The organism is Kineococcus aridisoli, from assembly GCF_050871885.1.
In the GTDB taxonomy this organism is placed as follows: domain Bacteria; phylum Actinomycetota; class Actinomycetes; order Actinomycetales; family Kineococcaceae; genus Kineococcus.
On the sequence record NZ_JBJLSF010000009.1, the window covers coordinates 32,322 to 45,617 of the forward strand.

The 13,296-nt window shown below is 74.2% G+C and carries 14 protein-coding genes and 1 riboswitch; of the genes, 9 read left to right on the forward strand and 5 right to left on the reverse strand.

What is annotated here, in order from left to right:
• The first annotated feature begins 20 nt into the window (after positions 1–20).
• The 4 genes from ACRYM2_RS04380 to ACRYM2_RS04395 all read left to right on the forward strand — a co-directional run bounded on the left by ACRYM2_RS04380 (position 21) and on the right by ACRYM2_RS04395 (position 4,064).
• Entirely contained in the window at positions 21–917 is an 897-nt protein-coding gene (locus ACRYM2_RS04380; protein ID WP_432520139.1) for an ABC transporter ATP-binding protein, read from the forward strand.
• Positions 914–2,149, forward strand: a complete 1,236-nt coding sequence (locus ACRYM2_RS04385) for an ABC transporter permease (RefSeq protein WP_432520141.1) — start codon at positions 914–916, stop codon at positions 2,147–2,149. Before ACRYM2_RS04380 ends, ACRYM2_RS04385 begins: the two co-directional genes overlap by 4 nt.
• Positions 2,150–2,179: 30 nt before the next feature.
• Positions 2,180–2,806, forward strand: coding sequence for a TrmH family RNA methyltransferase (locus tag ACRYM2_RS04390; protein ID WP_432520142.1), 627 nt, complete (start codon positions 2,180–2,182; stop codon positions 2,804–2,806).
• Between the two features lie 67 nt (positions 2,807–2,873).
• Positions 2,874–4,064, forward strand: a complete 1,191-nt coding sequence (locus ACRYM2_RS04395) for a Gfo/Idh/MocA family protein (protein ID WP_432520143.1) — start codon at positions 2,874–2,876, stop codon at positions 4,062–4,064.
• 12 nt (positions 4,065–4,076) lie between these two features.
• Here the strand turns inward: ACRYM2_RS04395 and ACRYM2_RS04400 are convergent, their stop codons facing one another.
• From ACRYM2_RS04400 to ACRYM2_RS04410, 3 genes are all read right to left on the reverse strand, one after another.
• The gene (locus ACRYM2_RS04400) at positions 4,077–4,730 is read right to left on the reverse strand and encodes a transglycosylase family protein (RefSeq protein WP_432520144.1); all 654 of its coding nucleotides are present in this window, start codon (positions 4,728–4,730) and stop codon (positions 4,077–4,079) included.
• Positions 4,728–4,927, reverse strand: a riboswitch (cyclic di-AMP (ydaO/yuaA leader). (Overlaps the previous gene by 3 nt.)
• A 109-nt stretch (positions 4,928–5,036) precedes the next feature.
• Positions 5,037–5,798, reverse strand: a complete 762-nt coding sequence (locus tag ACRYM2_RS04405; protein WP_432520145.1) for a lysophospholipid acyltransferase family protein — start codon at positions 5,796–5,798, stop codon at positions 5,037–5,039.
• 76 nt (positions 5,799–5,874) lie between these two features.
• Complete coding sequence (locus tag ACRYM2_RS04410) at positions 5,875–8,169, reverse strand: SDR family oxidoreductase (protein ID WP_432520146.1); 2,295 nt, start codon at positions 8,167–8,169, stop codon at positions 5,875–5,877.
• Positions 8,170–8,324: 155 nt separating this feature from the next.
• On the opposite strand from ACRYM2_RS04410, the gene ACRYM2_RS04415 reads away from it, so the two are divergent.
• The 5 genes from ACRYM2_RS04415 (at position 8,325) to ACRYM2_RS04435 (ending at position 11,766) form a co-directional block, all read left to right on the forward strand.
• Positions 8,325–10,469 carry a carbon starvation CstA family protein gene (locus tag ACRYM2_RS04415; protein ID WP_432520200.1) on the forward strand — a complete coding sequence of 715 codons (2,145 nt, stop codon included), beginning with the start codon at positions 8,325–8,327 and terminating at the stop codon, positions 10,467–10,469.
• Complete coding sequence (locus tag ACRYM2_RS04420; RefSeq protein ID WP_432520147.1) at positions 10,466–10,642, forward strand: CstA-like transporter-associated (seleno)protein; 177 nt, start codon at positions 10,466–10,468, stop codon at positions 10,640–10,642. Before ACRYM2_RS04415 ends, ACRYM2_RS04420 begins: the two co-directional genes overlap by 4 nt.
• Before the next feature lie 99 nt (positions 10,643–10,741).
• The gene (locus tag ACRYM2_RS04425) at positions 10,742–11,023 is read left to right on the forward strand and encodes a hypothetical protein (protein ID WP_432520148.1); all 282 of its coding nucleotides are present in this window, start codon (positions 10,742–10,744) and stop codon (positions 11,021–11,023) included.
• A complete protein-coding gene (locus tag ACRYM2_RS04430; RefSeq protein ID WP_432520201.1) occupies positions 11,020–11,367 on the forward strand; it encodes a metallopeptidase family protein in 348 nt (115 codons plus the stop codon). Before ACRYM2_RS04425 ends, ACRYM2_RS04430 begins: the two co-directional genes overlap by 4 nt.
• Before the next feature lie 87 nt (positions 11,368–11,454).
• Entirely contained in the window at positions 11,455–11,766 is a 312-nt protein-coding gene (locus tag ACRYM2_RS04435) for a tetratricopeptide repeat protein (protein ID WP_432520149.1), read from the forward strand.
• 24 nt (positions 11,767–11,790) lie between these two features.
• Here the strand turns inward: ACRYM2_RS04435 and ACRYM2_RS04440 are convergent, their stop codons facing one another.
• On the reverse strand, positions 11,791–12,531 hold the full coding sequence (locus ACRYM2_RS04440; RefSeq protein ID WP_432520203.1) for an HAD-IIA family hydrolase: 741 nt from the start codon (positions 12,529–12,531) through the stop codon (positions 11,791–11,793).
• A gap of 35 nt (positions 12,532–12,566) precedes the next feature.
• Positions 12,567–13,244, reverse strand: coding sequence for a deoxyribose-phosphate aldolase (gene deoC, locus ACRYM2_RS04445; RefSeq protein WP_432520150.1), 678 nt, complete (start codon positions 13,242–13,244; stop codon positions 12,567–12,569).
• Between the last annotated feature and the right edge of the window lie 52 nt (positions 13,245–13,296).

Consider the following 13,296-nt stretch of genomic DNA (forward strand, 5'->3'; position numbering starts at 1 on the left):
GCGCCCCTAGGGTTCCCGCCATGCTCGTCCTGGACTCCATCACCCGCCGGTTCGGAGACCGCCTCGCCCTCGACGACGTCAGCCTCAGCGTCCCCGACGGGCGCATGGTCGGCTTCGTGGGCGCCAACGGCGCCGGCAAGACCACGACCATGCGCATCGCGCTGGGCGTGCTGGCCGCCGACAGCGGCACCGTCACCTTCCGCGGGCGCGAACCCGACCTGGCCGTCCGCCGCCGCTTCGGCTACATGCCCGAGGAGCGCGGCCTCTACCCCAAGGGCCGGCTGCTGGAGCAGCTGGTCTTCCTGGCCCGCCTGCACGGCGTCGACCGCGCCGCCGCGGCCCGCCGCGGGCGGGACCTGCTGGACCGGCTCGGTCTGGGCGACCGCGCCGACGACAGGCTCGAGTCGCTGTCGCTGGGCAACCAGCAGCGCGTGCAGGTCGCCGCCTCGCTCGTGCACGACCCCGAGCTGCTCGTGCTCGACGAGCCGTTCTCCGGGCTGGACCCGCTGGCCGTCGACGCCATGGCCGAGCTGATGCGCGAACGCGTGCGGGCCGGGGTCGGCGTCCTCTTCTCCAGCCACCAGCTCGACCTCGTCGACCGGCTGTGCGACGAGCTCGTCATCCTGCACGCCGGCCGCGTCGTCGCCGCCGGGGAGCCGGAGGCGCTGCGCCGCGAGCGCGCCGGCTCGCGCTACTCCCTGGTCAGCGACGCCGACCTGGACTGGGTGCGCGACGTGCCCGGCGTGCAGGTGCTCGAACGCGGCCCGCGCGGTGTCGTCCTGCAGCTGCCGGAGGCCGGCCCCGACGCCGACCTGGACCAGCGGCTGCTCGCCGAGGCCGTCCGGCGCGGGCCGGTGCGCTCCTTCGCGCCCGTCCTGCCGTCCCTGTCCGAGCTGTTCCAGGAGGTGTCCCGGTGAGCGGTCAGCAGGTGCAGGCGCAGGCGGAGGAGCGGGTCCGGGCGCCGGGGCAGGGCCGGGTGCAGCGGCAGTGGTGGATCGTGGCCCAGCGGGAGATGCTGGAGCGGCTGCGCGACAAGGGGTTCGTCTTCTCCACCATCTTCCTGTTCGTCGTCGTGGCCGCCGCGGCCGTGCTGCCCGGCGTCTTCGCCGGCGGCACCCACGACTACGACGTCGCCGTCGCGCCCGAGGCGCGGGGGGTCGTCGCGGCGCTGCCGGCGGAGGACCCCGACACGCGCGTGCACCTGCGCGAGGTCGCGGACACCGCCGCGGCCGAGGCGGCCGTGCGCTCCGGCGACGTCGAGGCCGCCGTCGTCGTCACCGACGGGCGCGCCGCCGTCGTCGGCGACCGCTCGGTGCCCGACCGGCTGAGCGCGGTCCTGCTCCAGCGCATCACCGCCGCCCAGACCGTCGCCGGCTTCGAGCAGCTGGGGGTGAGCGCGCAGGACACCTCGCGCGTGCTGGCGCTGCCGCCGCCCGAGCAGCGGCTGCTGGCCCCCGACGCCGTCGACCCCCTCGTCGTCTACTTCCTCGGCCTGGCGTTCGCCGTCCTCTTCATGCAGATCGTCGTCATCTTCGGGTACTCCATCGCGCAGAGCGTGGTGCAGGAGAAGCAGACCCGCGTCATCGAGCTGCTCGTGACGACGGTCCCCGTCCGCCAGCTGCTCATCGGCAAGATCCTCGGCAACGGCCTGCTGGCCTTCGGGCAGATCGTGCTGCTCGTCGTGGCGGGGGTCGGCTCGCTGGCGGTCGGCCAGCGCGAACTGCTCCGCTCGCTGCCCGGCATCCCCGCGGCCGCGGTGTGGTTCGTGGTGTTCTTCGTCCTGGGGTTCGCGATGCTGTCGTGCCTGTGGGCGGCGGCCGGTGCGATGGCCAGCCGGCTGGAGGACCTGCAGTCGACGGCGACCCCGGTGCAGATGTTCGTCATGCTGCCGTTCATCGCGACGTTCTTCACCAACGAACCGGGAACGCTGCAGACCGTCCTGAGCTACGTGCCGCTGTCGTCGCCGATGGTCATGCCCAAGCGCATCGTGCAGGGCGACGTCGCGCTGTGGGAGCCGCTGCTCTCGCTGGCGGTCATCGCGCTCACCGCCATGGTGTTCGTGACGATCGCCCGCCGGCTGTACGAGAACAGCCTGCTGCAGACCGGCCGCTCGCTGGGGTTCCGCTCGGCCTGGCGGCGCGCCGCCTGAACCGCGCGGCCCGGCTGCGACCATGAGCGCGTGGACAGCGAGCCGGAACGCGTCGTCGGGGTCGGACCGTGGCAGGGCCCCTGGCCCGAGGACCCGCGGTTCGACCCCGAACTGCTGCGCGAGGGCGACCGCCGCAACGTCGTCGACCGCTACCGCTACTGGTCGAACGCCGCGATCGTCGCCGACCTGGACACCCGCCGCCACCCGCTGCACGTCGCCGTGGAGAACTGGCAGCACGACGCCAACATCGGCTCGGTGGTCCGCACCGCCAACGCCGTGAACGCCGCCGGCGCGCACGTCGTCGGGCACCGGCGCTGGAACCGCCGCGGGGCGATGGTCACCGACCGGTACCTGTCGGTCCACCACCACGCCGACGTCGCCGCGCTCGCGGCGTGGGCCGCCGGGCGGGGCCTGCCGCTGGTCGGCATCGACAACGTCGACGGCTCGGTGCCGCTGGAGACCTACGACCTGCCGCGCGAGTGCGTGCTGCTGTTCGGCCAGGAGGGGCCGGGGCTGACCGAGCAGGCCGTCGCGGCCTGCGTCGACGTGCTGGCCATCGCCCAGTTCGGCTCCACCCGCTCGATCAACGTGGGTGCCGCGGCCGCGGTCGCCATGCACGCCTGGGTCCGCCGGCACGTCTTCGGCCAGCGCCCCTGAGCATCCTGGAGGGTTGGCGGGCACAGCCGCATTGACCCGGCGCGAGCGGCGTCGGTACTCATGCAGGGTGACATTCACCCTCGGCATCGTCGGCGCGGGACAGTTCGCCGGCTCCTTCTCCAAGCTCTTCTCGCTGCACCCCGGGGTCGGTGACATCCACGTCACCGACCTGCTGCCCGAACGGGCCAAGGCCCTCGTCGACGCGCAGGGCCTGGCCGGCACCTTCGACTCGGTCGAGGACGTGCTCTCCTCCGACGTCGACGCGGTCGCCGTGTTCACCCAGCGCTGGACGCACGGCCCGCTCGTCGCGGCGGCCCTCGACGCCGGCAAGCACGTCTACTCGGCCGTGCCGATGGCCATCACGGCCGAGGAGATCGCCGCGATCGTCGACCGGGTCCGCCGCACCGGGCTGACGTACATGATGGGCGAGACGAGCTACTACAACCCGGCGGCCGTCTACGTGCGCCAGCGCCTGGCCGAGCTGGGCCAGGTCTTCTACGCCGAGGGCGACTACGTCCACGACATGGACCTCGGCTTCTACGACGCCTACCGCTACTCCGGCGGCGAGGGGTGGAAGGCCACCGCCAGCTACCCGCCGATGCTCTACCCCACGCACGCGATCGGCGGGGTGCTCGGCGCGCTGCCCACGCACGCCGTCAGCGTCAGCTGCATCGGCACCCCCGACCGCCGCGGGGACGGGGTGTTCGACCGCGCGGTGAGCATGTTCGACAACGACGTCTCCAACGCCACCGCGCTCTTCGAGCTGGCCGACGGCGGGTCGATGCGCACGAACGAGTTCCGCCGGGTGGGCTACCCCTCGCACCTGAAGGAGTCGCGCTTCCGCTTCTTCGGCACCGAGGCGAGCTTCGAGCAGACGGTGAACCAGAGCGTGTGGCAGGACAAGCAGGGGTTCACCGACGTCACCGAGCTGCTCGAGGCGCGGCCCAGCCTGTCCGAGGACGACCCCTCGCTGGCGGGGGTCTCACCCGCGCTGCGGGCCGCGTTCGTCTCCGGCACCGCCCCCGTGCACGACCGCAGCCGGCTGCCGGAGAGCTTCACCGGCGCGCCGAACGGGCACGAGGGCGCCCACCACTTCCTCGTCGACGACTTCGTGCGCGCCGTGCAGACGCGGACGCAGCCGCCGGTCAACGCCTGGGTGGCCGCGCGCTTCACGCTGCCCGGTGTCGTGGCCCACGAGTCGATGCGCCGTGGCGGGGAGCGGTTGCCGATCCCCGACCACGGCGACGCGCCGGCGTGAGCCGGTCCCGCCTCAGGGCAGGACGAGCACCATCCCGACGCGGATCTGCGCGGGGTTGTCGCCGATGAGGGCGCGGTTGGCGTTCCACAGCGCCACGTAGCCGCCGGCCACGCGCTCGTTGACCGCGATGCGGTAGAGGGTCTCGCCGGGTGCCACCACGTGGGTGCGCCCGGCGGGAGCCGGCGCCGGGGCGGAGAAGACGACGGGGACCGGCGCCGGGGCGGGCGCGGGAGCCGGGGCCGGGGCGGGGGCGGGGTGCAGCAGCGCCTGCTCCATGCCGACCGGGTCGGCCGCACCGCGCAGGCCGAGCTTGCGCGAGCACGACGGCCAGGCGCGCCAGCCCTGCTTGGCGAGCACGCGCTCGGCGGTGACGATCTGCTGCTCGCGGGTGGCCAGGTCGGCGCGGGGGGCGAACTGGCCGCCGCCGAAGCCGGTCCAGGTGCGGGAGCTGAACTGCAGCCCGCCGTAGTAGCCGTTGCCGGTGTTGATGCGCCAGTTGCCGCCCGACTCGCACTGGGCGAGGCGGTCCCACTCGGAGACCGGGGCGGCGGACGCACCGCCGGCGGTGCCGATGACGGCGGCACCGGTGGCGGCCGCCGCGGCGGTGGCCAGCAGGGCGCGGCGGACGGGGCGTGCGGACAGAAGGGTGCGACGGATCGCAGACATCGAGACCTCCAACGCCTGCGAGGTGAGCTGTCGGGTTCGGGTCGAAGGTTGTTGACCCGGCCGCGCGGACGCGGCTTCACCCCGAGGACTCCCGGTGCACCGTCGGTGCGCCGTTCGTCCGAGGAACCATGGGTCCCCCGCTCCTGCCCCCTTGATCTGCTACCGGCGCGGTGGGCAGGACTCGGCGTCTCCGCTGCCGTGTCCCTGACGGAGTCGGGGACGGATCGACGGTAACAAGACGGAGGCCTCCCGTACACCACCCGGACGCCCGGACGTGGTGCACGTCACGTCGGGCGCACCGGTGCGTCAGCTGTTGGCGAGCAGCTTGGCGACGGCTTCCTCGATGCGGGGGGTGAAGTCGCCCGCCCGCTCGCCCGGCTGGCCGTGCAGGGGCTCGCCGAACGTCACGGTGATGGGCGGACGGCCCTTGGCGGGCCAGTTCCTGCGCGGCGGCATCGCGTCGAAGGTGCCGCGCAGCGCGATCGGCACGACCGGCACGCCCGCCTCCAGGGCCAGGTAGGCCGCGCCCTTCTTGAAGGGGCGCATCTCGCCGGTGTAGCTGCGACCGCCCTCGGCGAAGATCACCAGGCTCCAGCCGTCGGCCAGCAGGCGCGAGGGCGCGCTCGCGCCCGGCCCGCCGCGCCGGTCCAGCGGGAAGGTGCCGATGACCAGGCCCGAGGGCGCAGAGCGCCACCAGACGTCGAAGAAGTAGTCCGCGGCGGCGGCGACGGCCACGCGGCGGCGCCGCCGCGGCCCGAGCGCCTGCAGGATCACCGGGGCGTCCAGGTGCGAGGAGTGGTTGGCCACCAGCACGGCCGGCCCGCCCAGGCGGTCCAGCACCTCCGCGCCGTGCACCGAGATGGACAGCTCCGCGCGCAGCACCGGCGACAGCAGCGCCCGCTGCAGCACCGAGCGCACGGCCGTCGCCGGGGCCGAGCGCACCCAGTCGTTGCGGTGCACCCGGCGCCCGCCCTTGTCGTCGCCCGGATCGGGAGCCGTCCCGGAACGCCTGCGCCGCAACGGCAGTGCCCGCACGATCCGGTTCGGCCGGGGGAGCCCCATCAACATCGCCATCCTTCGGTCCTCGACACCGGCGGTCAGTGACGGTGAAGAGCGCACGAGGCGCATCCTGCCACGGACGGGGTCAGTCCGTGCCGGCCAGGACCTGCTGCGGCACCCGCAGCCGGCGCGCCGGCGAGGACGCCGCCCAGTCGGCCACCGGCCAGCGCGAGGCGCGCGCCGCCCGGAAGAGCGGCACGTCGGGGGAGACGGCCGTCGGGTTGCCCACCGTCCGCAGCAGCGGCACGTCGGAGTGGGAGTCGGCGTAGGCGTAGCTGGCCGCCAGGTCCGCGCCCTCGACCTCCGCGTAGCGGCGCAGCCACGCCGCCCGCGCCTCGCCGACCAGCGGCGGGGAGGTGAGGAAGCCGCTGGCCCGCCGGTGCCCGGCGGCGTCGCGCTCCTCGTCCAGCTCGGTGCACACCACCTCGTCGAAGAGCCCGGCCAGCGGGCGGGTGACCTGGCGCACGTCCCCGGTCATGAGGACGGTGCGGTGGCCGGCGTCGCGGTGCGCCTGGATGCGCCGCAGCGCGTCGGAGGAGACCTGCTCCAGGAAGCGCGGGGCGAAGACGTCGTCGACGTGGGTCTCCAGGGCGTCGAGGTCCACCCCCGCGTAGCCGCGGAAGAGCGAGCGCAGGAAGCTGCCGCGGTCGCGGCGCTCGGCGGCGATCCAGCCCGGCAGGTGCCGCATGACGCGCCCGAACTCGGCGATGCGGGCGGGGGCGTCCAGCTGCGACAGGCGCAGGCTCAGGTAGGTGTCCACGACCGTGCCCGGCAGCAGCGTGCCCGCGAGGTCGAAGACGGCCAGGACCGGGGCGGCGCCCGGCTCGACCGGCCTGGGCGGGCGCAGCCCGGTGACCTCGGCCTGCTTGCGGCGGCGGCGGATCTCCTCGTACTTGCGCATCTGCGAGGTCACCGACGGGCAGTGCGTCTTCTCGAAGTACTGCGTCCAGTCCACCACGGCGGTGTCGAAGCCGAACAGCTCGACGTCGGCCGGGTCCAGGGAGCGGTGCAGCGCGAGGGTGTTGTCGTCCACCAGGCGCAGCTCGGCCTCGGTGTACGCCTTGTACAGGTCCATGTAGCGCCGGGCGAAGTCCACCTGGCCGCGGGCCTTGTCCAGCTTGCGCGAGGCCGCGCGCGCCCGCTCCGAGCGCGGGGCCAGCGCCAGCGCCCGGTCGCCCAGGCGGGCCAGGCGCTCACCGGTGCGCACCTGCCGCTCGACCTTGTCGACGCCGGGGAAGTCCCACGTCGGCAGCACCTCGGGGGAGGAGTCGAAGGGGTGCTCGGTGAAGTACGCCCGCACGTGCTCGTACAGGTCGCGGAAGGTCGTGGGGTTCCGGTTGCCCGAGGACACGTGGTAGTAGGCCGGCCGGGACAGCGGCGGCGGGGTGGCCGACGCCTTGAGGATCGCGTTGACGACGTGGTCGATCGGCACGATGTCGACCACGGAGTCGGGGGCCGCCGGGAACTCCGTCAGCTCCCCGCGGCCGTAGGCCAGGATGATCGGCTCGGCCATCTTGAAGCCCTCGATCCACCCCGGGTAGGGGTGCTTGAGGGCCGACTCCACGATGCTCGGGCGCAGGATCGTCGTGGGGACCACCGGCGCGGCCAGCTCCTCGACGCAGCGCTCGCCCATCGACTTGGTGAACGTGTAGCAGTCCGTCCAGCCCAGCGTGCGGCCCCGCTCCTTGCCGGCCGCCTTCTGCTGCTCGGCGACCCACTGGCGGCGGCGCTCCTCGGCCGCGGCCGCCACCGTCAGCGGCCCGGCGCGGCCGTGGTCGCGCTCGGCGGCGCGCAGGAAGCGGCGCAGCTGCGCGTCCAGGCGGGAGTCCTCCTCGATCCGCTCCGCCAGCCGCATGCCCGCCGCGGTCTCGGCGCGCCAGTCGACGGTGTGGTCCACGGCCCGCTCGGGCACCGCGCCGCGCCGGCGGCCGCCGACGTAGGCGGTCGAGATGTGCACGTAGTGCACGGGCCGCCCCTGGGCCTCGCTGACGGCCAGCGTGCGCTCCACCAGCTGGCGGGTGCCGATCACGTTGGTCGTGAAGGCGTCCTGGATCAGCGGGTCGAAGGAGACGTCGCCGGCGCAGTGCACGACGACGTCGATGCCCTCCGGCAGCTCCGGGACGGCGGCCAGGTCGCCCTCCAGCGCCTCGACGCGCGTCTTCAGCAGGTCGTCGGCCTCGCCGGCCGCCTGGAAGACCTGCTTGCGCAGCACCGAGCGCAGCCGGTCCTCGCCGCTCTGACCGGGCTTGGGGCGCACCAGGGCGACCACCGAGGTGCCGGGCAGGTCGACGAGCAGCCGCTGCATCAGCGCCTCGCCGATGAAGCCGGTGACCCCGGTCAGCAGGAACCGCTTGCCGTCGAGCTGCTCAGCCAATCGCACCGGGGAATCCTGCCACGACCGCGGGCCCGCCTCGTCACGCCGCCGCCCGCCCGCCGCTCCCGCGCGGCGCCGTGCCGTGTCGCGGCGTGCCCCGGCGGTGACCCTCCGGCATCCTGCGGGGAGTCCCAACCCGCGAGGAGGCGGTCGTGAGAAGGCTGGACATCCGCTCGACCCTGGTCTGGAGCGCCGTCGCGGTCGTCGGCGCGATCGCGTGGACGGTCCTGGCGCTGGCGCGGGGGGAGTCGGTCAACGCGCTGTGGGTCCTCTTCGCCGCGCTCGCCTCCTACGCCATCGCCTACCGCTTCTACGCCCGCTTCATCACCTACCGGGTGCTGCGCGCCGACGACCGGCGGGCCACCCCGGCCGAGCGCCTGGGCAACGGCGTCGACTTCGAGGTCACCGACCGGCGGGTCCTCTTCGGCCACCACTTCGCGGCCATCGCCGGCGCCGGCCCGCTCGTCGGCCCGGTCCTGGCCGCGCAGATGGGCTACCTGCCCGGCACGATCTGGATCGTCGTCGGCGTGGTCTTCGCCGGGGCGGTGCAGGACCTCACCGTGCTCTTCTTCTCGATGCGCCGCGACGGCAAGAGCCTGGGGCAGATGGTCCGCGAGGAGATCGGCCCCGTGGGCGGGGCGGCGGCGCTGGTGGCCGTGTTCGCCATCATGATCATCATCCTGGCGGTGCTCGCGCTCATCGTCGTCAACGCCCTCGCGGACTCCCCGTGGGGCGTCTTCTCCATCGCGCTGACCATCCCCATCGCCCTGTTCATGGGCGTCTACCTGCGCTACCTGCGCCCCGGCAGGGTGCTGGAGACCACCGGGATCGGCGTCGTGCTGCTGCTGGCCGCCATCGTCGGCGGCGGCTACGTGGAGCGCTGGGGGCTGGCCGAGACGCTCACCCTGAGCCCGGAGACCCTCGTCGTGGCGCTCGTCGCCTACGGCTTCGTGGCCTCCGTGCTGCCGGTCTGGCTGCTGCTGACCCCGCGCGACTACCTGTCGACCTTCATGAAGATCGGCGTCATCGCGCTGCTGGCGGTGAGCCTGCTGGTGGCGCGGCCGGTGCTGGCCAACGACGCGGTCACGAGCTTCGCCCGCGAGGGGGACGGCCCGGTCTTCGCGGGCTCGCTGTTCCCGTTCGTCTTCATCACCATCGCCTGCGGCGCGCTCTCGGGCTTCCACGCCCTCATCGCCAGCGGCACGACGCCGAAGATGGTCGCCAAGGAGCGCCAGGTCCGCCTCATCGGCTACGGCGGGATGCTCATGGAGAGCTTCGTCGCGATCAGCGCGCTCATCGCGGCGTCAGTGATCGACCAGAGCCTCTACTACGCGGTCAACTCCCCGGCCGGCGCCACCGGCGGCACCCCCGCCACCGCGGCCGAGTTCGTCAGCGGCCTGGGCTTCGCGACGACGCCCGAGGCCCTGGAGGCGGCGGCCCGCGCGATCGGCGAGGAGAGCGTCGTCTCGCGCACGGGCGGGGCGCCGGCGCTGGCGCTGGGCATCTCCCAGGTCTTCCACACCGCCTTCGGCGGCGGGCTGCAGGCCTTCTGGTACCACTTCGCGATCATGTTCGAGGCGCTGTTCATCCTCACCGCCGTGGACGCGGGCACCCGGGTGGGCCGCTTCATGCTCCAGGACACCGTCGGCAACGTGTGGAAGAGGTTCGGCGACCTGTCGTGGCGGCCCGGCAACGTGATCGCCAGCGCCGTCGTCGTCGCGGCCTGGGGCTACTTCCTCTACGCGGGCGTCACCGACCCCCTGGGCGGCATCAACCAGCTCTTCCCGCTCTTCGGGATCGCCAACCAGCTGCTCGCCGCGATCGCCCTCACCCTGGCCACGACGCTGCTCGTCAAGCACGGCCGCGCCCGCTACGCGTGGGTGACGGGGGTGCCGCTGGCCTGGGACCTGGTGACCACGATGACCGCCAGCTGGCAGAAGGTCTTCTCCGACGAGCCGACCATCGGCTTCTTCGCCCAGCGCGCCCGCTACGCCGACGCGCTCGCGGCCGGGGAGGTCCTGGCGCCGGCCAGGGACGCCGCGCAGATGCAGCAGGTCGTCACCAACTCCACCGTCAACGGCGTCCTGCAGGCGCTGTTCGCGGTGCTCGTGCTCGTCGTCGCCGTCAACGCCGCGGTCGTCGTGGTGCGCGCGCTGCGGGCGGGCTCGCTGCCGACCCGGGAGGTGCCGGCGACGCCGTCGCGGCTCGTGGAGCCCGCGGGGCTGGTCGTGGACGCGGCCGAGCGCACCCGCCTGCGCGAGCTGCGGGCGGAGCTGGAGCGGGCGGGCAGCGGGGTGCGCCCGTGAGGCGGCTGGTGGCGGGGGTGCGCTGGTACCTGCGCGAGATCGGCGGCCGGGCGCGCTGGGAGGCCTACCTGGCCGGGTGCGCCGAGCACGGGCACCCGCCGCTGAGCCGCCGCGACTTCGAGCGCCGGCGGGCCGACGCCCGGGCCGCGACGGTCTCCTCGCGCTGCTGCTGAGGCGGTGGGCCGGGTGCGGTGCCACCGCCGGGAGCGGAGCTGAGACGCAGCTGAGACGGGGTGCTCGACAGGTGCCGACCACCGCGACACGATGCGTGGATGCAGCGCTACCGGGTGACCGTCATCGCGCACCGCCGCTGCCCCGCCGGCACGCGGCCGTGGGCCGGCGGCTCGGGGATCGTCCACCTGGAGACCGTGCGCGCCCAGGACGCCGCGTTCGCCCGGGACCTGGTCCTGCTGCACGTGCACACCGGGTCGGCGCTGCTCAGCGAGGCGCCCGTCGGCGTCGACGCCGTCGTCGTGGAGCGGCTGCGGCGGCTGCGCCGGCCCGTGCGCGAGATCGACTCCCGGCGCCGGCCGGAACCGGCGTGGCGCTCCTGAGCGAGGAGGAGTTCGAGGAGGCCGTCGCCGACGCCCTCGACTCCGTGCCCGAGCAGCTGGCGCGGGCGATGGACAACGTGGTCGTCCTCGTGGAGGACGTCCCGCCCGAGGGGATGCCGCCGGACCTGCTGGGCCTGTACGAGGGGACCCCGCTGACCGAGCGCGGCTCCTGGTGGGCCGCCGGTTCGCTGCCGGACCGCATCACCGTCTTCAGGCGGCCCACGCTCGCGGTCTGCGCGACCCGCGAGGAGGTGGTCGCGGAGGTGCGGATCACCGTCGTGCACGAGATCGCCCACCACTTCGGCATCGACGACGAGCGGCTGCACGAGCTCGGCTGGGCCTGAACCCGTCCCGGCGGGCGTGCGGGGGCGGCGTGCGGAATCGGCGTGCGGAATCGGCGTGCGCGCGGCGGCGTTCCAGCTCCCGTGGACATGGACCTGCTGACCTTCGAGATCGCCCGGAGCGCCTTCGACGACCGCCGCTACACCGACGCCGTCCGCTCGCTGGAACCCCTCGTGGAGCGCCACCCCGACGACCGCTCGCTGCGCGAGCTGCTGGCGCGCTCCTACTTCTCCGCCGCCATGCTCGTCAAGGCCGAGGAGCAGGCGCGGGACCTGGTGCGGCGCAGCCCTTCCGACGCATACGCGCACCTGCTGCTCGCGCGCGCGCTGGAGCGCCAGAGCCGGCACTCCGAGGCGCGCGGGCACCGGGTGATGGCGCACGTGCTCGGCGCGGACGTCTGAGACCCGCCGGCCGCCGGCCGGCGGCTAGATCAGGTCGACCAGGTCGCGGATGCCCTCGACGACGCGGTGGGGGCGGAACGGGAAGCGCTCGACCTGTTCCGCCCTCGTCGAGCCGGTGAGGACGAGGAACGTGCGCAGGCCCGCCTCGATGCCGGCCACGACGTCGGTGTCCATGCGGTCGCCGATCATCGCGGTCGTCTCCGAGTGGGCCTCGATGCGGTTCATCGCCGAGCGGAACATCATCGGGTTCGGCTTGCCGACGAAGTACGGCTCGGCCCCCGTGGCCCGGGTGATGAGCGCGGCCACGGACCCCGTCGCCGGCAGCGAACCCTCCTTGGAGGGTCCGGTGGCGTCGGGGTTCGTGGCGATGAACCGGGCACCGGCCTCCACCAGGCGGATCGCCTTGGTGATGGCCTCGAAGGAGTACGTGCGCGTCTCGCCGAGCACCACGTAGTCCGGGTCGGTGTCGGTCGTGGTGTACCCCGCCTCGTACAGCGCGGTGGTCAGGCCCGACTCGCCGATGACGTACGCGGACCCGCCCGGCATCTGCCGGGCCAGGAAGTCGGCCGTCGCCAGCGCCGAGGTCCAGATGTTCTCCTCGGGCACCTCGATGCCGCTGCGCGAGAGGCGGGCGGCCAGGTCGCGCGGGGTGAAGATCGAGTTGTTCGTCAGCACCAGGAACCGGCGGCTGGAGTCGGCCAGGCGCTGCAGGAACTCCGCGGCCCCGGGCAGGGCGTGCTCCTCGTGGACGAGCACCCCGTCCATGTCGGTCAGCCAGCACTCGATGCCGTTCTCCGCGCTCACCGCGCGTCCTCCAGCCCGGCCAGGACGGCTGCGCTGCCGGAGAGCCCCAGCCGCGTCGCGCCGGCGTCGAGCATCGCCAGCGCGGCCTCGGTGGTGCGGATCCCGCCGCTCGCCTTGATCCCCAGCCGGCCGCCGACGGTGGCGGCCATGACCTGCACGGCGTGGACGGTGGCCCCGCCCGCGGGGTGGAAGCCCGTGGACGTCTTCACGAAGTCCGCGCCCGCCTCCTCCGCCGCCCGGCACACCGCGACCAGGACGTCGTCGGGCAGGGCGGCGGACTCGACGATGACCTTCAGCACGGTGGGCGCGGGGACCGCGGCGCGCACGGCGGCGATGTCCTCGCGCACCGCGTCGACCTCGCCGGCCAGCGCCGCGCCCACGTCGATGACCATGTCGACCTCGTCGGCGCCGGCCTGCACGGCGGCGGCGGCCTCGGCGGCCTTGACGGCGCTGGTGTGCTTGCCGGAGGGGAACCCGCAGACGGTCGCCACCACCAGGCCCTCGCCGGCGACGGGGAGCATCGAGGGGGAGACGCAGACGGCCAGGACGCCCAGCGAGCGCGCCTCGTCGCACAGGGCGGCGACGTCGGCCGCGCTGGCCTCCGGCTTGAGCAGGGTGTGGTCGACGAGCCGGGCCACGGCTGGACGGGTGCGCGGGGCGAGGGGAGCGGTCACGTCGGCGAGTGTGCCAGTGCGGGCGGGCGGGCGCGCCCCTCGGTGGCGGCGT

Coding starts and splice junctions, on each gene's coding strand:
- ACRYM2_RS04380 (WP_432520139.1), top strand. CDS start 21: ATGCTCGTCCTGGACTCCATCACCCGCCGGTTCGGAGACCGCCTCGCC.
- ACRYM2_RS04400 (WP_432520144.1), bottom strand. CDS start 4,730: ATGTCTGCGATCCGTCGCACCCTTCTGTCCGCACGCCCCGTCCGCCGC.
- ACRYM2_RS04405 (WP_432520145.1), bottom strand. CDS start 5,798: ATGTTGATGGGGCTCCCCCGGCCGAACCGGATCGTGCGGGCACTGCCG.
- ACRYM2_RS04425 (WP_432520148.1), top strand. CDS start 10,742: ATGCAGCGCTACCGGGTGACCGTCATCGCGCACCGCCGCTGCCCCGCC.
- ACRYM2_RS04435 (WP_432520149.1), top strand. CDS start 11,455: ATGGACCTGCTGACCTTCGAGATCGCCCGGAGCGCCTTCGACGACCGC.
- ACRYM2_RS04440 (WP_432520203.1), bottom strand. CDS start 12,531: ATGGACGGGGTGCTCGTCCACGAGGAGCACGCCCTGCCCGGGGCCGCG.